Origin of the sequence: Hominilimicola fabiformis (assembly GCF_020687385.1) — a bacterium.
Taxonomy (GTDB): Bacteria; Bacillota; Clostridia; order UBA1381; family UBA1381; genus Hominilimicola; species Hominilimicola fabiformis.
Genome location: NZ_JAJEQM010000008.1, coordinates 74020 through 92619, shown reverse-complemented (window position 1 = coordinate 92619; position 18600 = coordinate 74020). Strand labels below are relative to the sequence as shown.

Genomic DNA, 18600 nt, shown 5'->3' with positions numbered 1-18600 from the left:
ATATAAATTCCTCTCTTTATTAATATTTATCACTCTTAATAAGCGTGCCGATACCTGTCTTTGTAAAGATTTCAAGTAACAGGCAATGCGGTATACGTCCGTCAATGATATGCGCACCCGTAACACCGCCGTCGATTGATTCAAGACAGCCAAGTACCTTTGGTATCATACCGCCGCTGATGCTGCCGTCATGTATCATTTCGTATATTTCATTTTTATGTATTTCGGCAATAACATTGCCGTCTTTATCCTTAATACCCTCAACATCAGTAAGCAAAATAAGTTTTTCCGCCTCAACAGACGCCGCAACTGCCGCCGCAACCGTATCTGCATTGATGTTATAGCTGTTGCCGTCCTCATCGGTACCGATAGGAGCGATAACAGGGATATATTGATCTGATGACAATAAGTCAATCAAACAATGCTTAACGTGAACAATATCGCCGACATAGCCTATATCAACCTTTTCGCCGTCCACTTCCGTATACTGCTTTTTACACTCGATAAAACTGCCGTCAATACCGCTGATACCGACTGCACGACCGCCGTTTGTATTAAGAAGTGCGACAATTTCTTTATTTGTTTTACCTATAAGTACCTGTTGGGCAGTCTGCATTGTAATATCGTCCGTCACACGCAAACCGTTTACGAATTTGCTCTTTACACCACGTTCGTTAAGTGCCTTTGAAATATCGGGGCCTCCGCCGTGTACGACAATCGGATTAAGTCCGATAAACTTCAAAAGAGTAATATCCTCCATCACGGAGTTCTTTAATTCTTCGTTTATCATAGCATTGCCGCCGTATTTGATAACGACGGTTTTGCCGGAAAATTTCTGTATATACGGAAGTGCCTCTATAAGTATTCCCGCTTTTTTTATAAGTTCTTGCATTACTTCCACCCTCTATTATAAATAAAATCCCGGATTTGTAAGGGCTGTCTTTTCGTCCAAGCCGAATAATAAGTTCATATTCTGAACGGCTTGTCCCGCAGCACCCTTTACAATATTGTCAAGTGACGATACGACTACGGCTCTTTGAAGTCTTTCATCATAGCACACGCCTATATCAACGAAGTTTGAACCTGCAACGTGTTTTGTTTCAGGCAAGTCGCCCACTTCCTTAACTCTTACAAAAAATTCGTCCTTATAAAATTCCTTGTACATTTCCGTAAGTTCTTCCGCACTTGACTTTCTGTTTAGATTTACATAGATTGTCGAAAGTATTCCGCGTTTTTGCGGAATAAGGTGTGGCGTAAACGAAATCATTATTTCTTCACCGGCAACATTGCTAAGCTCCTGCTCGATTTCAGAAGTATGACGGTGAGTTGCTACCTTATACGCTTTCATATTTTCAGTACATTCGCAGAAACTGTTTTGAAGTTTAAGACCGCGTCCTGCACCTGTAACACCGGATTTTGCGTCAACAATAATATTCTTTGTTTCAGCAATTTTATTTGCCAAAAGCGGAACTGTTCCGAGTATTGAACAAGTTGTGTAACAGCCGGGGTTACCGATAAGTCTTGCATTCTTAATCTTATCTCTGTGAAGTTCGGGAAGTCCGTAAACAGACTCCTTTAAAAGTTCAGGTGATGAATGTTTTTCACCGTACCACTTTTCATACACTGCCACGTCATCATATCTGTAATCACCGCTAAGGTCGATAACTTTAAGACCTTTTTCAAGTAATGACGGAATTACCGATTTTGACGCACCGTGCGGAAGTGCGGTAAATGCCACATCACAAGCACCGACCTTATCAAGGTCAAGTTCTTCACATTCCTTTTCAAGTACATGATTGAAGTTCTTATAAACATCACTTATCTTCTGTCCCACAAAACTGTGCGAACCGAGTATTTCAATACTTACCTCCGGATGTGATGTTAATAATCTTACAAGCTCAATACCTGCATATCCCGTTGCTCCGAGAACTGCCGCTTTTATCATTTTGTATCCTTCCTTCCAAATAAAAAATAAGGCACTTTATCGTTTTTTTACCCTATTTTTTGCTACTATCTAATTAATTATAATACACATTTTGAAATTTGTAAAGGGTAAAATGCCACATTATTGTAATATGCTCTTAACAAAAATCAAGTTGAATTGTCACAGATTTACTTGTATAATGTATAATATTAAGAATTATGTAAACATAGGGGGTGTGATGTTGAAAAACAGAATATTCAGGTTGTTATCTGTTTTCTGTTCGATTGTAATTTTAATGTCCTGTCTTACGTTCAGCACTGCTGTTGCTGATGAGCCTGTCGGCAAGATGGCGGCGGTATATGCTTATGTACTTAATAACTATTTGTACACTTACAGTTCAATGCACACCGAAAACGCAGGTGATTCTCTTTCAATTTCGGAGGACAATATACCTAACGGCGTTGTGTACAGTGATATAGTAAATTTTGACGCAAATGAAAATCCGTATCTTGTTATTTTCCTTGCGGACAGCGGATACACTACCGCCTCATGTCACGTTTGGAAATATGACGAAGAAACGGAAAATGCGGAACGTATCGCTATTTTAGACGTTAATTACAATCAAATACCGCTTGGTCAATCGGGTGTATTTTCTCTCGGTTCAAACGCTGAAAAACGTTATATAACATACAAGGTGTTTGAAGGTGACGAACTTGTTCACGCGGATTATTACACCGTTATCGACGGTGATGCGTTTGAATATGTAAACGCACCGCAGGTACTTTCGGAAACAGGTGTTATGGACTTCAGTTCGGAATATTTCCACCCAAATGTTGACGTTTCTCATTATAACCAAAATGTCGGCAACTTTTTCGACAAACTGAAAAACTCTGCCGCAGACAGTGTTACATATGAGGACATTGCGGAACGTTTGAGCGATGAGGACGAACATCAGATTGAAGAAGTTCTTAAAAATGTAGTAAGCTATACCGATTTTGATATTGCAAACTACACTACTATGGACGAATACCAAAACGCACTTAACGTCGAACCGAACGGTGACAGATTTTATCTGATTTCAGAGGCATATAATCTTGGTGACGAGATTTATTACGTTCGTTTCTCTACCGACCGTTCATATTACAACTATGCACTTTTGCGCAGAAGTGATATGGCTGATAACGGTTATCAGATTTTGAAGGTCAGAACGGACTGTATACCTCTTTCGGACAGAGAACTTAAACAGATAAAAGCCGATTACGACAGAAACACTTTACTTTATAAAAAATCAAAAGGTACTCTGAAGCTTTCAAAAACATCAAAGTATGATGACAGCGATGGTCTTTCAGAGCCTACAAAAGCACCGTCTATTCATATTGAGAAATCATTAAAGAGTTCAACCCGTCTGCCGGCAGTATGCTTGGGCGGCGGTATCGCAATAGCCTTGCTTACCGTTTTGTGGGTTTATCTTTACAGTGACAACAACTAATATTTAACGAGCCTGTCGACTACGTCGACAGTTCCAAAAATCACATCATATGATGTGATTTTTGAGTATTATTAAAGAAAAAATCTTAAAGTTCCTCCAACGTCGAAACTTTAGATTTTAGCCATTTCTGCCGCACAGGTCGTCAGAAATGATTTTCAATGAGGTCGTATCGGAAAGACATCCGACGCTCGCAAGAGCGGTTTTGCCGTAGTCAAAACTACTGAAAAAGCACCTCATAATCCCCAAAATAAAGTAGACAAAACCGCAACGGTTTTGTCTTATAGTCTAAAAAATCCGATGGTATGAAACCATCGGATTTTTTAGATTATTTTTTATTTTTCTTTTTTAATTTCCACGTTTTTTCTTTAAGTTTTGCAAGCTGTTCTTCGTATCTTCTTGACGTCAAATTCGGGAATGCTTTAATAATACGTTTTTGGAATATATGCGTTTCTTTAACAAGATTATCGTACTTCGCTTTAAGTTCGTCCAAATCGTCCTTATGCTTTGACTTGATTTCTTCTTTCTTATGCTCGTACTTCTCTTTCATATCGTCCAAATTCTCACGAATTTCCTGTACGTTTTCACTGTTGTATATCTCAATGCCCTTTTTCATAATATCGTTGGCACTGTCATAAATATGTTCGCCGACTTCGTCGGAAACATTATGAATTTTCTTTGCAATATCATTCATAAGTTTAACACGTTTTGTAAGATTATTAATGGTTATAACGGTTATAATAACGTCAGCCACAAACACTGCCGCAAAAAATACAACTGCAACAAGTCCCAACATATGCGGTATAAATCTTACAAATCCGAGTATAACAGGGTGAATACCTTTCATAAGCGCGATACACACAAAACCCCAATATATAGAAAATTTAAGGCATATGTAACCGCCTATGTTAAACGGCATATCCGTATAATCCCACCAACGTGCGTGGAATATTTTGTCGAGTGCAAAACCTGTAATCAGTTCCAATATTGACGTAAGCAACGCCGAGCCTACGAAAAGTAAAAATAAATTGTCTTTTATCGGCGTAAGACATAATACAACTATCACACCTCCGACACCGTATATCGGACAAACAGGTCCGTTTAGGAAACCGCGGTTTATAAAATGACCTTCATTAAGTCCGCAAAATACTACTTCAATACACCAACCGAAAAATGCGTAAATGAAGAATAGCCATAAAAGTTCATAAATTGAATAGCCTAATATCATTTGTTTGTTCCTTTCATTAATAATAATTTTAGAAAATATTATTTTTTTGTATATCATAAAATTGCTCACAGTGCTGCTTTGCAGCTTGCGGTGCCGTATACTTATACTGCCCCAAGCAAAAAGTAGTGCTGTGTGGAATTTTAGTTGTCTTACTTTGTATCCTTATTTATGTATTCCGCTTTCAACTTCGAATACATAATCTTCTGACTGCTATACAGCCCATAATATCCCGACAGCATATAACTCACACCTGCCGCAATGGCAAAAAGTATAAAGCCTTTTGAGCCGAACAATTCAATACTTAAAACTATCGACGCAATCGGACAGTTAAGCACACCGCAGAACATTGCAATCATTCCGATTGCCGCCGCAAATCCCGGATTTAAACCGAACAAATGACCGACAACACAACCGAATGTCGCACCGATAAAGAATGTCGGAACAATCTCTCCGCCTTTAAATCCCGCACCGATTGTTATTGCGGTGAACACGATTTTCAATGCCCACGCCCAACCTTTTGCATGACCGCCGACAACGGCGTGTTCGATTATATCCATTCCCGAACCGTTATAATCTCGTGAGCCTGTTAAATATGTAAGTGCGATTATCGCCAACGCACCGACAACTACTCTTATATATGGATTTTTAAACCATATTTTTAAATATCTTGCCGTATAGTGCATTGTCGTACAGAATATTATGCTTAGTTCCGCACACAATGCTGAAATAAGTATTGTCTGTAAAATCGTTATAACGCCTGTCTGCGGAATAACGGTGATTGCGAATTGAGTCGGCTCAAGTCCCGCAAATCTTGTAACCAAAAATGCCGCCAGTGACGACATAAGACACGGTACAAGTGCCGAATAATACATAATTCCCACGCTTGTTACACCAAGTGCAAACACAGCCGCCGTTATCGGTGTACCGAACAGAGCCGAAAACACCGCACTCATTCCGCACATTACAACCATATGTATATCTTTTTCGTCAAGTTTAAAAAGCCTGCCGATATTACTTCCTATACTTCCGCCAAGCTGAAGTGCCGCACCTTCTCTGCCGGCACTGCCGCCGCAAAGATGAGTTATAACCGTACTTACAAATATAAGCGGTGCAAGTGAAATAGGTACTTTTTCATCATTTCTTATTGACGAAATAATACTGTCCGTCCCCTTGTTTTCAAGCATTTTACACGCTTTGTACATTGCCACGATTATAATACCGCCTATCGGAAGAAACAGTACAAACCAATCGTGCATTGTAAAAATAATATTCGCATAATTTACACTCATATGAAACAACGCGCCGACGCACCCACCAACCACTCCGATTATTATTGAAATCAACGCCCATTTCAAAAACGTAATAACGTAATTTGACGCAGATTTCATTTTTTCAATCGCTATATCCTTTATCATATTTATCTCCCTGTTTCTTTTTATAATATATTAAATTATATCATTTTACGCCGTTTTTTTCAACATATTTATATTCTAAATATTACTAATAAAATTTTTGAATATAATTTTCATCAATGTACAAAATATTAGTGTAGTCGATACAATTCGACACAAAATTTTAAATAGATTAAGACTTTGGTTTTAAGGAGGGAAACAAAATGAGTAAAAACAAGATTCAAGTTCCTGAGGCAAAGCAAGCTATGGAGCAGTTCAAAATGGAAGCAGCTAACGAAGTAGGCGTAAACCTAAAGCAAGGTTACAACGGTGACCTTACAGCAAAGCAAGCCGGAAGTATCGGCGGTCAAATGGTTAAAAAAATGATAGCTGATTACGAAAGCAGAATGAAATAAGACATTCTGAAAGTAAACTTACTATCATAATTTAATCAAATCACAAAAACGGTGATTAAAAATGAAAATCATTTTTAATCACCGTTTATCTTTTGCTTTATTTCCTGAACTATTTCAACCAACTTAAATTTAACAACAACTTCTTTATCGTTTTTGGTAATTATATCGTAAGTATCTTTATCAAGTTTTTCGCGAAGAATTTTTTCGCTTTCTTTACTGAGCCGAACTTCCTCACCCTCTTTAAAGCACAACGGCGGATACATAACGCACCACCAATTATGTCCTTCACCGCTACCGAGAACAATCCTTACACCGTAATATTCGCCCGCCGGCAAAATCATTGACTTATATGTTTTTTCGGGAAATTCAAATTTACCGTATTCGGCGTGTGCCGTATATGAAAAACCGTTTTCACGAAGTACGTCATTCGCTATATCTTCAAATTCATTCAAATCGTTTATTATCTCATCGCGACATTCGTTTTTATCCGTTTTTGAAAGTCTGTCGCCGACATTTTTTAAAATTGCGTCACGCACCTTTAATTTAACTGCTTGGTCGTTATCATCGTCACTGTCCGCGATAATATGTAATCTTATCAAGTTATCCTGCAAATCCGCCTGTACACCATCCGAATATGCAGTTACACAAACCGTCATACAAAGTGCCACCAAAAATACCGCTATTATCTTATTCATAATTAATACCTCACTGATTTAATCTTGTATTGAAATTATTAACCTATTTTTCATCTCGCATACATATTTATTACGATTTTATGGAAATACTAAAGAAAAATCACAAGGAGGAAGTAATATGAAAAAATTAATATCTGTCGTTCTGGCATTTGCATTGATAACTTGCGGCGTCGTTTATTACACTAACGAAAACAACGCATATGCGGTAAGTGCCTCATCAAACGAAAAACAGCTTTTGGCAAGAGCGGTAAACGGTGAGGCACGCGGTGAGCCTTACGAAGGACAAGTTGCCGTTGCGGCAGTTATTTTAAATCGTGTACGTCATTCGTCATTCCCTAACACAATTTCGGGTGTTATCTATCAGCCTGGTGCATTTACGGCGGTCAGTGACGGACAGATAAATGTTCCTATCGACGAAAATTCTACGGTTTACAAAGCCTGCAATGACGCTTTAAACGGTTGGGATCCGTCCGGCGGTGCGATATACTATTTTAATCCCGACACCGCCACAAATGCTTGGATTTGGTCAAGACCGCTTATAAAAACCATCGGCAAACACAGATTTTGCAAATAATATGAGAGAGAGGAAAATAATATGGAGAGAAAAAAAAGCATACACGTTTGGCTGTATACAATACTTATTGTAGGAATAATCGCCGCAGTCATATGGGGTGCTACCGCAACGAAAAATGCAAAAGCACTTGAAGTTACAACAGAAAATCAGTACAACAGAGCGTTCCACGAGCTTGTCGGTTATGTTGACGATATAGACACTCTTTTGAGCAAAACACAGCTTACAAAAAGTCCCGCACAGCTTGCAAAACTTTCAAGCGATATTTTTCGACAAAGTGCAGAGGCAAAGTCATGTCTTGGTCAGCTTCCCACATCAGAGGTACAGCTTGACAACACGTCAAAATTTCTTTCACAAGTCGGCGATTACACCTATGTGCTTTCGCAGTCAATGATTAACGGTGAAGAAATTTCACAGGAAGAATATGACAATCTTGCGTCAATGAACGAATATGCCGCAACACTAAAAAATACCCTTTCGGAAATAGAAACAAAAATTTACAACGGAGAAGTACGCATTTCACAGTCAAGGACAAGACAGCGCGGAACAGTCGCAGACGCGGCAGATTCAAACGTACTTGACGATTTGGCTAACGTAGAAAAATCGTTTGACGAATATCCGTCACTTATATATGACGGTCCGTTCTCGGAGCATATTGAAAACAGAGAGCCTGCACTTTTGAAAAACGCACACACAATTTCACAAGAAGACGCACTGAACACCGCCGAGAAATTTGTCGGTACAAAAGGCTTGGCTTTTGAAAGTCTTTCGGAAAATACCGCAATACCGTCATACACATTTGTGAAAAACACCGACTCAAATCAAATTTCAATAAGTATAACAAAAGACGGCGGATATATTCTTTCATATCTGAACAGCAGAAATATTGACGGCGAACGTCTTGACATTAATTCCGCAACAGACAAAGCGGCTGAATTTTTGCAGAAAAACGGTTTTTACAGTATGCAGAGCAGTTATTATGAAAAATCAGGCGGTATCGCAACGATAAACTTTGCATATGTACAGGACAACGTAACGTGTTACAGTGACCTTGTAAAAGTTCGTGTTGCACTCGATACAGGTGAAATTGTAGGTCTTGAAACAAACGGATATATTATGAATCACGCAGAGAGAAACTTATCAGCCCCTGCACTTTCCGTTGATGACGCAAAATCAAAAATATCCACAGGACTTGACGTGACCGCAACAAAACTTGCTCTTGTTCCGAAGGACAGTATGAGAGAAGTACTTTGCTATGAATTTAAGGGTGCTTTTAACGGCAAAAACTTTTTAATCTATGTCAATGCCGAAAACGGTCGTGAAGAAGAAATATTCCTGCTTATCGAATCGGAAGAAGGAATTTTGACAGTATAATTTAATATATTGACTTTTTCGTGTATTTACGATACAATATATAATAGTATATTATAGGTACATTGTAAATATAGGAAAGGAAATAAAACCAATGAGTAAAAGATTATTTACTTCGGAATCTGTAACAGAAGGTCATCCCGATAAAATCTGTGACCAAATTTCTGACGCAATTCTTGATGAAATACTAAAAGAAGATCCGATGGCAAGAGTCGCTTGCGAAACTACTTGTACAACGGGTATAATCTCAATTATGGGTGAAATTACAACATCTTGCTATGTTGATTTCCCTAAGGTTGCAAGACAGGTTGTTCTTGACATCGGCTATGACAGAGCTAAATACGGCTTTGACGGTACAACTTGTGCCGTTGTTACGGCTATTGATGAACAGTCGCCTGATATTGCGCAAGGCGTTAATGATGGTTATGAAAACCGTGAACAAGGCGGTAATGACAACGAAAATTCAACAGGTGCCGGCGACCAGGGTATGATGTTCGGTTACGCTTGTGACGAAACACCCGAATTTATGCCAATGCCGATTTCTCTTGCACACAAAATGGCAAAGAAACTTACACAAGTAAGAAAAGACGGTATCCTTGATTATCTTCGACCTGACGGCAAAACTCAAGTTACTGTTGAATATGATGACGATAAGCCTGTAAGAGTTGACGCAGTCGTTGTATCAAGCCAGCATTCTCCTGATGTTGATATTCAAAAACTTCGTGAAGATATTAAGAGAGAAGTTATTTTAACAACTGTTCCGGCTGAACTTATCGATGAAAACACTAAGTTTTATATCAATCCGACAGGCAGATTTGTTGTCGGCGGACCTAACGGTGACAGCGGTTTAACAGGAAGAAAACTTATCGTTGACACATACGGCGGTTATGCAAGACACGGCGGCGGTGCTTTTTCGGGTAAAGACCCTACAAAGGTTGACAGAAGTGCCGCATATGCATCTCGTTGGGTTGCAAAGAATGTTGTTGCGGCAGGACTTGCAAAGAAGTGCGAAGTTCAGCTTGCATACGCAATCGGCGTTGCACACCCTGTTTCAATAATGGTTGATACTTTCGGTACTGCAACAGTTGATGAAGATAAGATTGAACAGGCAATCGAAAAAGTATTTGATTTAAGACCGCACGCAATTATCAAACAACTTGATTTGAGAAAGCCTATCTATAAAAACCTTGCCGCTTACGGTCATATGGGACGTGAGGACTTAGGCGTAAGTTGGGAAAAACTTGATAAAGTTGAAGAATTGAAAGTTGCAATTAAATAACTAATAAAATCCGATGGCATTAACCATCGGATTTTTTATGCACTCAAAAAGCACATCTTACGATGTGCTTTTTGTAATACAAATAACTTTTTCATTAGAAATCTACTTCTGTACCGTAGTATGTGCAACTAAACAATTTCTCCATCTGTTCCGGAGTAATTGAACGTGGGTTTGAACCCGTGCAAGCATCACCTACTGCAAGTTCGGCGATTGATGACAATTTTTCTTTAAATTCATCTTCCTTAACACCGAATTCCTGCAATGTCTTAGGGATATTCATAGCTCTGTTAAATTCTTCAATCTTAGCGATTAGAGCATTTACCTGTGCCTTTTCAGATGTTCCGCCAAGTCCTACACGTCTTGCAATATCTGCATAACGGTGCATAGCCTCTGGCTCGTGTGCGTTGTACTTAATTACATACGGCAAATAAATTGCATTTGCACATCCGTGAGGAATATGACCTGTTGAGAATGCCGCACCTGTTTTATGTGCCATTGAGTGAACTATACCAAGCAAAGCATTTGAGAATGCCTGACCTGCAAGACATTGTGCATAGTGCATTTGTTCTCTCGCGTTCATATCGCACTTATACGACTGCGGTAAGTAATCAAGCACCATCTCTATTGCCTTAATTGCAAGAGGGTCTGTGAACGGTGAATTAAGCGTTGATACATATGCCTCGATTGCGTGAGTAAGTGCGTCCATACCTGTGTATGCAACTTGCTTTATCGGCAATGACTCTACAAGCTGTGGGTCTACGATTGCAACGTCCGGTGTAATCTCAAAGTCTGCAAGAGGATACTTGATACCCTTTGCATAATCTGTGATAACCGAAAATGCAGTAACTTCAGTAGCCGTACCCGATGTTGACGGAATAGCTACAAATTTAGCCTTTTGGCGAAGTTTCGGGAATGAGAAAGGTGTACAGAGTTGCTCAAAAGTAACCTCAGGATATTCATAGAATGCCCACATGGCCTTAGCCGCGTCAATCGGTGAACCTCCGCCGATTGCTACGATTACATCAGGCTGAAAATCTGTCATAGCCTTTGCACCCTTCATAACAGTTTCAACTGACGGATCAGGCTCAACGCCTTCAAACAACTGTACTTCCATTCCTGCTTCTTTTAAATATGCTTCTACTTTATCAAGAAAACCGCCGCGACGCATTGAACTGCCGCCCGATACGACGATAGCTTTTTTACCGTCAATATTCTTTAGGTTTTCAAGTGAATCCTTTCCGTAATACAAATCTCTTGGTAATGTAAATCTTCCCATAATAAATAACCTCCTCTAATAATAAGAAAAAAGTAGTTGTTAAATTATTATCAATCTAACAACTACATTATATCACTTTATATTCAGTTTTTCAATGATTTAAACCTATTTTACAAAAAATTTACCTTTTGCATAAATTTCTTGGTTTATTTTGTACACTTTTTAAAATCATAAATTAAAAAATCTTGTTGCGATATTGAAAAATATCAAAATACTCGTTGCATCGACAATGGTCGTTATAAGCGGTGCCGCCATAACAGCGGGGTCAAGCTTACAACGCTTTGCAAGCATAGGCAGTGAACAGCCTATAAACTGCGAAATTATGACTATACATATAATCGACAGACTCACCACAGTCGCAATTTGCAAATCACCTGACATTATCCATATTCGCACACCGTTTACGATTGCCAATATAACGCATATTACAAGCGAAATTCTGAATTCGGTAAATATGACTTTTAAGAAGTCTTTCAGTTTGATTTCGTCAACCGACATTCCGCGAATTATCATTGTTGAGCTTTGCGAACCACAGTTACCACCCGTGCTCATAAGCATAGGAATAAACGATACAAGTGCAGGTATCGCCGCACACGCATCCTCATATTTTGTCAAAATAGTTCCCGTTATCGCCGCCGACAACATCAGTATCAACAGCCAAAAAATTCTGTTTTTGGCGTGTTTAAAATCAGACGTTTTGAAATACGATTCCTCCGTTGGATTGATAGCCGCCATTCTTTCGATATCCTCTGTTGCCTCGTCCTGCATAACGTCGATTGCGTCGTCAAAGGTTACGATACCGACAAGTCTGCCCTCGTCATCAACAACAGGCATTGTTACAAAGTCGTATTTATTCATATCCTTTGCAACGTCCTCTTTATCGCTCAAAGTATGCACGCATATTATGGTCTTATCCATTATATCGCACACTTTTTCATTCGGCTCGGCAAGCAAAAGATTTTTTACAGACAAATATCCCAACAGTTTTCTGTTGTCATCAGTGACATAACAAGTATAAATCGTTTCAGCCTCATTGATTGTACGTCTTATACGTTTGATTGCGTCACTGATTGTCATTTTCGGTCTAAGACTGATATAATCGGTCGTCATAAGACTTCCGGCACTGTCCTCGGGATATTTCAATATCTCATTTATCATCTGACGCATATCAGGCTCTGTATTTTTAAGAATACGTTTCACCACATTTGCAGGCATTTCCTCAACTATATCCGCCGCGTCATCAACGTAAAGCTCATCAAATACTTCCTTGATTTCATTATCCGAAAAACCGCGTATCAAAAGCTCTTGCTCATCGGTGTCCATAAGTGCGAATGTATCCGCCGCCAAATCTTTCGGCAAAAGTCTAAATAAAAGCGGTAAACTGTCCGAAGAAACCTCTGAAAACATTGCCGCTATATCCGCCTCATTCATTGACGAAAGTACATCTCGAAGTGATGAATATTTTTTGTTTTCAAGTAATGTTTCGATTGTCTTAGCCAATGCTGTCATTTTCATCACTCCTATCATTTTTAGTCCTATATATAGTATAACCTTATTTTTGCTTTGTGTCAATTTTTAATTCCGATTTTTGTGTAAAATATATTTTTGAAAAGTTTTTTTATTTTTTTCAAAAAAACTATTGACATTTGTCTAAATATAAGTTATAATAGTCAAGCAGTCAAGAGTTGGCCCGGTAGTTCAGTTGGTTAGAACGCCAGCCTGTCACGCTGGAGGTCGTGAGTTCGAGCCTCATCCGGGTCGCCAACAAAAAGGAAGTACGATGTACTTCCTTTTTTTATTTTTAATTTCAGATATAAAAAAATGCCCTTATGGGCAAATTCTATAATGTAATAACACCAACTTGATTTCCGTGTTCTTTTATTATATCAATTAAATCTTCTGCTTTTAAATACACTGTTGCGGTATTATCATTCGGATGTACGGCTATTAAGTGTCCCGTTTTTGCAAATTCTTTATCTATAAAAAATTTCACTTTTAACTCTTTATCATTTAACAGTCCGAACGGTGTAACCGCTCCCGGTATCACACCCATTATACTTTTCAACTCGTCCTCCGACGCAAAGCTTAAAGCACGAGTATTATTTTCCTTTCTAAACTTCTTTAAATTAACCTTTTTATCGGCTTTTACGGTTATAAGATAATAATTTCTTTTCTTATCATCTCTGACAAAAAGATTTTTCGCCTCCGCTTCTGGATAAGGAATATCAATCTGCGACACTTCTTCCATATTATAAACCACTTTGTGTTCGGTTACTTCGTGCAATACATTTTTTTCTTTTAAATAATCAAGTATTTCTTGTTTATTCATACTTTATCCCCTGTCCAAAATCGTTAAAAGATTTCGTTCAAACCGTTCGTCATCTTCTTTAGTTCTCTTTTTCGGATTAAACGTCTTACCGCCTTTTCTGCCGGCTCGGCGTACTTTCTGTCCCAAAAACCTTTCAAACATAAGTTTATCGATATTATTGTTATCATAAATAAGTCCGCTGTTACCGATTGCATACGCACTGCGTCCGAGTGCAAGCGACGCAACGCCGTAATCCTGTGTAACAATGACGTCACCCTTTTCACTGTCGTTTATCAGTGCAAGGTCAACTGCGTCCCTGCCCTTACTTATCGTCACAATCTTGCTGTAATCCGAGCTTAAAATATGACTTGAATCAATATACATAACAACTTCGATATTCTTCTGTTTTGCAACCTTTTCAATAATTTCTTTAACAGGACACGCGTCCGCATCAACAAGTATCTTCATCATACATACCTTATAATCGCAATTATTACGCCCAAAATCGCACCGGCAAAAACTTCAATCGGAGTATGTCCTAAAAGTTCTTTCAGACGTTTTTCTGTTTTTGAAAAATCGGCATTCATAACAGACTCAACCAATTTATTAAGTATAGCAGCCTGCTGACCTGCACTTCTTCTGACACCTGCCGCATCATACATAACCACAAACGACATAACCGCCGATATTGCAAAAGCCCCACTGTCAAAGCCTTGCGTAAATCCGATAGACATTGTAAGTGCCATTACAAAAGATGAATGTGAACTCGGCATACCGCCCGAACCGATTATTCTCTTAAAATCAAACTTCTTTTTATCCCAAACGAGTATCATCTTTAGTACCTGTGCCGCAAACCAACCTATAAGAGCCGTTATAAGCACCGAATTTGAAATAAGCTGTTGTAAATATGACATTAACTATCTCCTTTAGAATTTTCTATCAATTAAGTAATCTGTAAGATTTATAAGAAATTCCGCTTTTTCACCGAACATTTCAAGTGACTTCTTTGCTTTTTCCGAATATTCCTTTGCCAATTCCTTTGACTTTTCCAACCCTACAAGCTTTACATATGTATTTTTGTTTTCTTCCGCATCCGAGCCGATAGGCTTACCAAGCTCTTTTTCATCGCCTGTAACGTCAAGAATATCATCTTGTATCTGAAACGCAACACCGAGATTTTGAGCAAATTCATCAACGGCTTTTATTTCTCCGTCACTCGCACCGCCCATCAACGCGCCGACTGTGCAGGCACTTCTTATAATTGCGCCAGTCTTGTTAAGGTGAAGATATTTAAGTTCATCAAGGGTAATATCCTTACCTTCACTCTCCATATCGACAATCTGACCGCCTATCATACCCTCTGTACCTGACGATACGGCAAGCATATTCATTGCTTTAATCGCCCTTTGAGGATTGTTGCCGTTGTACTGCGACACAACTTCAAATGCCTTGTTCAAAAGTGCGTCACCTGCCAAAATAGCGGTTGCCTCACCGAATTTAATATGACTGGTCGGCATACCGCGTCGTAAATCATCATTATCCATTGCGGGCAAATCGTCGTGAATAAGCGAATATGTGTGTATCATTTCAAGCGCACACGCAAACGGAATAACCTCATTTACATCACCGCCGCACATTTTACAAGTATTCATCATAAGTATCGGACGAAGTCTTTTACCGCCCGCAAAAACACTGTATCGCATTGCCTTGTATATAATATTCTGCGGATTGTCTTTTTCGGCAAGGTACTTATCAAGATAACCGTCTGTAAATTTAATCTGCTCTTTCAGCAATTCCTTTATATTATTCATTGTCCGCACCTGTAAAGTCCTCTTTTACTATTTCTCCGTCATCATTTGTCATCAGTATAGAAACTTTCTTTTCTGCCGTGTCAAGCATTTTCTGACAGCTTTTCGATAATTTTATTCCCTTTTCAAAAAGTCCGAGTGACTCGTCAAGAGTCACGTCACCGTTTTCAAGCTGTTCAACAATTTCTTCAAGTTCAGCTATTGACTGTTCAAATGTCTTTGCCATATCTATTCTCCCTTTACTACACAATTTGTCTGTCCGTCTTTCATTCTAAGTGTAAATTCCATACCCTTTTCCATATCGTTCGCACTTCTTATAACAGTTCCGTCCTCTTTTGTCGGAATCGAATATCCTCTTGAAAGAGTTTGCAGAGGACTTAACGCGTCAAGCTTTGCAGCCTGTTCCGCAAGCTGACGTCTTAGCGACATAGTTTTCATTTTAATGCAGTTATCCATAGATTTAACAAGCGAATCTATCTTCAAATAATAATCGTCAATCCTATCCTTAGGAGTACGCATTTTAAATCGTTTTAAAAGCAATTTACAGCTTTCGATACGCTTGACTATATTTTGAGAAATACGGTTTTTATCGGTATTTATTCTGTTTCTGAGTTCAATCATTGACGGTACTGCTATTTCTGCCGCCGCTGACGGAGTAGGTGCTCTCAAATCCGCAACGAAATCGGCAATCGTAAAATCTGTTTCGTGTCCGACAGCCGATATAATCGGTATATTCGAATTAAATATCGCCCTTGCGGTGATTTCCTCATTAAATGCCCACAAGTCCTCTATACTGCCGCCTCCGCGTCCGACAATCAGCGTATCAACCTCATTTGTTGCGTTAAAGTATTCAATCGCTTTAACAACGCTTTCCGCCGCACCGACACCCTGTACCTGTGCAGGATATATCACAATTTCAGCCATAGGATAACGTCTTGTTATAACATTTATAATATCCCTTACCGCCGCACCTGTTGAGGCTGTAACAACTCCGACACGTTTAGGGAATTTCGGAATAGGCTTTTTATGTTCTGGACGGAAAAGTCCTTCTTCTTCAAGCTGTTTCTTTAATTGTTCGTATGCTATATAAAGTTCACCCACACCATCGGGTATCATTTCCTCTATATAAAGCTGATACGAACCGCCCGCCTCATACACACTTACTCTTCCTCGTGCAAGGACTTTCATACCGTCGCTCGGTTCAAAGTTAAGCGACTGCGCACTGCCTCTGAACATTACCGCTTTAAGCACTCCACCCTCGTCTTTAAGCGTTATATAAAGATGTCCGGAATAATGATGTTTAAAATTCGATATTTCGCCCTTTATCCAAACATTATTAAGTATTATATTATGGTCAAGTATTTTCTTTACATAACCGTTTATCTGTGAAACGGTAGCAATTTTAGGTTCCAAGCCTATGCCTCCTTATGTGCCAGATGTGCAAGATATGCTGTTCCGACTGCATTATCGGTTGAATATTCCGCTTTTGCGAAATACACATCACCGTCAAGTTTTTTTGTAAGTCCGTTTCTTATAATTCCGTTTGACGCAACACCGCCCACAATCAACACGCGGTGAGTGTTTGTGTCCGTCATTGCCTTATTTATCGTTTTAACAAGTGTATCACGAACATTTTCAAGTACGCCGAGTGCAAGAGCGGATTTATCGCATTTTTCACTCTCCGCCATGCGTGACGCTTTTGTTTCAACACCCGAAAAATTCATATACGCACCGTCAACGGCTATCGGAAGTTTTTCACCTTTTTCAGTCTTTAGAGCAAGCTGTTCCAAAGCCTTACCGGCAGGAAAATGCAACCCCATTTTTACGCCCACTCTGTCAATAAATTGTCCGGCACTTATATCCTTACTTCCGCCGATAATTTCATTGTCAAAATGAAATCCGTTGTAACGGCTTTTCAAAATTTCCGTTGTACCACCCGAAAGGTGTACCGATATAAAATCGTTTTCAAGCAATTCAAAAGAGCCGCTTGAATATATTCCCGCCATTATATGTCCGTCTTGGTGTGAAAATTCATACAAAGGCACACCCAAAGTATTAGCGACAACCTTTGCATACCCCTCACCTGCAAGGAATACAGGCATATATGATCCCTCTACACATCTCGGTCTTGTACTGACTCCAACCGCCTTAACATCTTTAAAATCAATCTGCTCCGACAATTTTTCATACATCACCGGCATTAATTTCATATGCTGAAAAACGCCGTCACTTTGACGTATTCCTCTTTCACCGTCTTTGACGTATAAAATCTGTCGTACATTTATATCGGTTTTTCCGTCAGTCCACGCAGTTGACGTTGTGTAATTGCTTGTATCAAAGCCTATTGTACTCACGCTAACTCCTTAAATACATTACCCAAAAGTCCGTTTACGAATGTAGGGTCACCGTCATCACCGTAACGCTTTGCAAGTTCAACCGCCTCATTTATCGCAACTTTCGGCGGTACGTCGTCCATATACTTCATTTCAAATATTGCAAGCTTCATTATTGAAAGTGATGCTTTTGAAATTCTTGAAAGCGTCCAACCTGCTTTCAAATACTTTGCAACCGTATCTTCAAGCTCGCTTTCGTGTTCCTTCACTCCGTCAATAATCTGTCTTATATAACCAAGATTTGTTTCACATTCGGGACGTGCATTTAAAAGCTCCTCCAAAATTACGTCCATATCATCCTCGTGCATATTCATTTGGAACACTTGTGTAAAAGCAGCGTCCCTTGCTTGACTTCTCGTCTGTTTTTTCATATTTTTATTCCTTTCCCAAAATAATAAGGCTACTTAAATTCTATGTTAAAACTATACCACAATAACATAAAAAAATCAAGGCT

19 protein-coding genes, 1 tRNA gene and 1 pseudogene are annotated in these 18600 nt (G+C 39.1%); 6 read left to right on the top strand and 15 right to left on the bottom strand.

Going from position 1 to position 18600, the window contains the following annotated elements:
- Positions 1-19 precede the first annotated feature (19 nt).
- Together argB and argC are read right to left on the bottom strand one after the other, a co-directional pair.
- Positions 20-892 (bottom strand): acetylglutamate kinase, encoded by an 873-nt coding sequence (gene argB, locus LKE05_RS07245; RefSeq protein ID WP_022230405.1) that lies wholly within the window; start codon positions 890-892, stop codon positions 20-22.
- 15 nt (positions 893-907) lie between these two features.
- Positions 908-1945: an N-acetyl-gamma-glutamyl-phosphate reductase gene (gene argC / locus LKE05_RS07240; RefSeq protein ID WP_022230404.1), complete on the bottom strand. Its 1038-nt coding sequence runs from the start codon at positions 1943-1945 to the stop codon at positions 908-910.
- Between the two features lie 220 nt (positions 1946-2165).
- Between argC and LKE05_RS07235 the strand changes: the two genes are divergently transcribed.
- Positions 2166-3413: a hypothetical protein gene (locus tag LKE05_RS07235; RefSeq protein WP_308456388.1), complete on the top strand. Its 1248-nt coding sequence runs from the start codon at positions 2166-2168 to the stop codon at positions 3411-3413.
- A 325-nt stretch (positions 3414-3738) separates the two neighbouring features.
- On the opposite strand, the gene LKE05_RS07230 is transcribed toward LKE05_RS07235, so the two are convergent.
- Together LKE05_RS07230 and LKE05_RS07225 are read right to left on the bottom strand one after the other, a co-directional pair.
- A complete protein-coding gene (locus LKE05_RS07230; RefSeq protein WP_308456387.1) occupies positions 3739-4638 on the bottom strand; it encodes a putative ABC transporter permease in 900 nt (299 codons plus the stop codon).
- A gap of 149 nt (positions 4639-4787) precedes the next feature.
- Positions 4788-6053, bottom strand: a complete 1266-nt coding sequence (locus LKE05_RS07225) for a chloride channel protein (RefSeq protein WP_308456386.1) — start codon at positions 6051-6053, stop codon at positions 4788-4790.
- A gap of 200 nt (positions 6054-6253) precedes the next feature.
- Between LKE05_RS07225 and LKE05_RS07220 the strand changes: the two genes are divergently transcribed.
- On the top strand, positions 6254-6445 hold the full coding sequence (locus LKE05_RS07220; RefSeq protein ID WP_022230400.1) for an alpha/beta-type small acid-soluble spore protein: 192 nt from the start codon (positions 6254-6256) through the stop codon (positions 6443-6445).
- 74 nt (positions 6446-6519) lie between these two features.
- Here LKE05_RS07220 and spoIIR read toward each other — a convergent pair whose 3' ends face one another.
- Positions 6520-7140: a stage II sporulation protein R gene (gene spoIIR / locus LKE05_RS07215; protein ID WP_308456385.1), complete on the bottom strand. Its 621-nt coding sequence runs from the start codon at positions 7138-7140 to the stop codon at positions 6520-6522.
- A 229-nt stretch (positions 7141-7369) separates the two neighbouring features.
- Between spoIIR and LKE05_RS07210 the strand changes: the two are divergent.
- From LKE05_RS07210 to metK, 3 genes and pseudogenes are all read left to right on the top strand, one after another.
- Positions 7370-7714: pseudogene (locus tag LKE05_RS07210) on the top strand (cell wall hydrolase); the annotation flags it as partial.
- Between the two features lie 21 nt (positions 7715-7735).
- Positions 7736-9085, top strand: coding sequence for a germination protein YpeB (gene ypeB / locus LKE05_RS07205; protein ID WP_308456384.1), 1350 nt, complete (start codon positions 7736-7738; stop codon positions 9083-9085).
- Between the two features lie 91 nt (positions 9086-9176).
- The gene (gene metK / locus LKE05_RS07200) at positions 9177-10361 is read left to right on the top strand and encodes a methionine adenosyltransferase (RefSeq protein WP_308456383.1); all 1185 of its coding nucleotides are present in this window, start codon (positions 9177-9179) and stop codon (positions 10359-10361) included.
- A gap of 94 nt (positions 10362-10455) precedes the next feature.
- On the opposite strand, the gene LKE05_RS07195 is transcribed toward metK, so the two are convergent.
- Together LKE05_RS07195 and mgtE are read right to left on the bottom strand one after the other, a co-directional pair.
- Entirely contained in the window at positions 10456-11637 is a 1182-nt protein-coding gene (locus tag LKE05_RS07195; RefSeq protein ID WP_308456382.1) for an iron-containing alcohol dehydrogenase, read from the bottom strand.
- Positions 11638-11805: 168 nt separating this feature from the next.
- A complete protein-coding gene (gene mgtE / locus LKE05_RS07190; RefSeq protein ID WP_022230394.1) occupies positions 11806-13146 on the bottom strand; it encodes a magnesium transporter in 1341 nt (446 codons plus the stop codon).
- Positions 13147-13324: 178 nt separating this feature from the next.
- Between mgtE and LKE05_RS07185 the strand changes: the two genes are divergently transcribed.
- A tRNA-Asp gene (locus LKE05_RS07185) sits at positions 13325-13401 on the top strand.
- Positions 13402-13477: 76 nt separating this feature from the next.
- Here the strand turns inward: LKE05_RS07185 and LKE05_RS07180 are convergent.
- The 8 genes from LKE05_RS07180 to nusB are packed head-to-tail and all read right to left on the bottom strand — an operon-like array spanning position 13478 to position 18517.
- Positions 13478-13966, bottom strand: a complete 489-nt coding sequence (locus tag LKE05_RS07180; protein WP_308456381.1) for a prolyl-tRNA synthetase associated domain-containing protein — start codon at positions 13964-13966, stop codon at positions 13478-13480.
- A gap of 3 nt (positions 13967-13969) precedes the next feature.
- Positions 13970-14413 (bottom strand): YaiI/YqxD family protein, encoded by a 444-nt coding sequence (locus LKE05_RS07175; RefSeq protein WP_117965123.1) that lies wholly within the window; start codon positions 14411-14413, stop codon positions 13970-13972.
- Positions 14413-14859: a divergent PAP2 family protein gene (locus LKE05_RS07170; RefSeq protein ID WP_147513520.1), complete on the bottom strand. Its 447-nt coding sequence runs from the start codon at positions 14857-14859 to the stop codon at positions 14413-14415. The genes LKE05_RS07175 and LKE05_RS07170 overlap by 1 nt, the downstream gene beginning before the upstream one ends.
- Positions 14860-14871: 12 nt before the next feature.
- Positions 14872-15756, bottom strand: a complete 885-nt coding sequence (locus tag LKE05_RS07165) for a polyprenyl synthetase family protein (RefSeq protein ID WP_308456379.1) — start codon at positions 15754-15756, stop codon at positions 14872-14874.
- The gene (xseB, locus tag LKE05_RS07160; RefSeq protein WP_022230385.1) at positions 15749-15979 is read right to left on the bottom strand and encodes an exodeoxyribonuclease VII small subunit; all 231 of its coding nucleotides are present in this window, start codon (positions 15977-15979) and stop codon (positions 15749-15751) included. Before xseB ends, LKE05_RS07165 begins: the two co-directional genes overlap by 8 nt.
- A gap of 2 nt (positions 15980-15981) precedes the next feature.
- Complete coding sequence (gene xseA, locus LKE05_RS07155; RefSeq protein ID WP_147513518.1) at positions 15982-17166, bottom strand: exodeoxyribonuclease VII large subunit; 1185 nt, start codon at positions 17164-17166, stop codon at positions 15982-15984.
- Positions 17167-17168: 2 nt separating this feature from the next.
- Positions 17169-18107 carry a Kae1-like domain-containing protein gene (locus LKE05_RS07150; RefSeq protein WP_308456378.1) on the bottom strand — a complete coding sequence of 313 codons (939 nt, stop codon included), beginning with the start codon at positions 18105-18107 and terminating at the stop codon, positions 17169-17171.
- Positions 18104-18517 carry a transcription antitermination factor NusB gene (nusB, locus tag LKE05_RS07145; protein ID WP_147513516.1) on the bottom strand — a complete coding sequence of 138 codons (414 nt, stop codon included), beginning with the start codon at positions 18515-18517 and terminating at the stop codon, positions 18104-18106. The genes LKE05_RS07150 and nusB overlap by 4 nt, the downstream gene beginning before the upstream one ends.
- Between the last annotated feature and the right edge of the window lie 83 nt (positions 18518-18600).

Bases quoted from the DNA above. Each gene is read 5' to 3' on its own strand.
- LKE05_RS07180 (WP_308456381.1), bottom strand. From the start codon at position 13,966: ATGAATAAACAAGAAATACTTGATTATTTAAAAGAAAAAAATGTATTG.
- mgtE (WP_022230394.1), bottom strand. From the start codon at position 13,146: ATGACAGCATTGGCTAAGACAATCGAAACATTACTTGAAAACAAAAAA.
- LKE05_RS07175 (WP_117965123.1), bottom strand. From the start codon at position 14,413: ATGAAGATACTTGTTGATGCGGACGCGTGTCCTGTTAAAGAAATTATT.
- argB (WP_022230405.1), bottom strand. From the start codon at position 892: ATGCAAGAACTTATAAAAAAAGCGGGAATACTTATAGAGGCACTTCCG.
- spoIIR (WP_308456385.1), bottom strand. From the start codon at position 7,140: ATGAATAAGATAATAGCGGTATTTTTGGTGGCACTTTGTATGACGGTT.
- LKE05_RS07170 (WP_147513520.1), bottom strand. From the start codon at position 14,859: ATGTCATATTTACAACAGCTTATTTCAAATTCGGTGCTTATAACGGCT.
- ypeB (WP_308456384.1), top strand. From the start codon at position 7,736: ATGGAGAGAAAAAAAAGCATACACGTTTGGCTGTATACAATACTTATT.
- LKE05_RS07220 (WP_022230400.1), top strand. From the start codon at position 6,254: ATGAGTAAAAACAAGATTCAAGTTCCTGAGGCAAAGCAAGCTATGGAG.
- nusB (WP_147513516.1), bottom strand. From the start codon at position 18,517: ATGAAAAAACAGACGAGAAGTCAAGCAAGGGACGCTGCTTTTACACAA.
- xseB (WP_022230385.1), bottom strand. From the start codon at position 15,979: ATGGCAAAGACATTTGAACAGTCAATAGCTGAACTTGAAGAAATTGTT.
- LKE05_RS07165 (WP_308456379.1), bottom strand. From the start codon at position 15,756: ATGAATAATATAAAGGAATTGCTGAAAGAGCAGATTAAATTTACAGAC.
- LKE05_RS07225 (WP_308456386.1), bottom strand. From the start codon at position 6,053: ATGATAAAGGATATAGCGATTGAAAAAATGAAATCTGCGTCAAATTAC.
- LKE05_RS07195 (WP_308456382.1), bottom strand. From the start codon at position 11,637: ATGGGAAGATTTACATTACCAAGAGATTTGTATTACGGAAAGGATTCA.
- argC (WP_022230404.1), bottom strand. From the start codon at position 1,945: ATGATAAAAGCGGCAGTTCTCGGAGCAACGGGATATGCAGGTATTGAG.
- metK (WP_308456383.1), top strand. From the start codon at position 9,177: ATGAGTAAAAGATTATTTACTTCGGAATCTGTAACAGAAGGTCATCCC.
- LKE05_RS07230 (WP_308456387.1), bottom strand. From the start codon at position 4,638: ATGATATTAGGCTATTCAATTTATGAACTTTTATGGCTATTCTTCATT.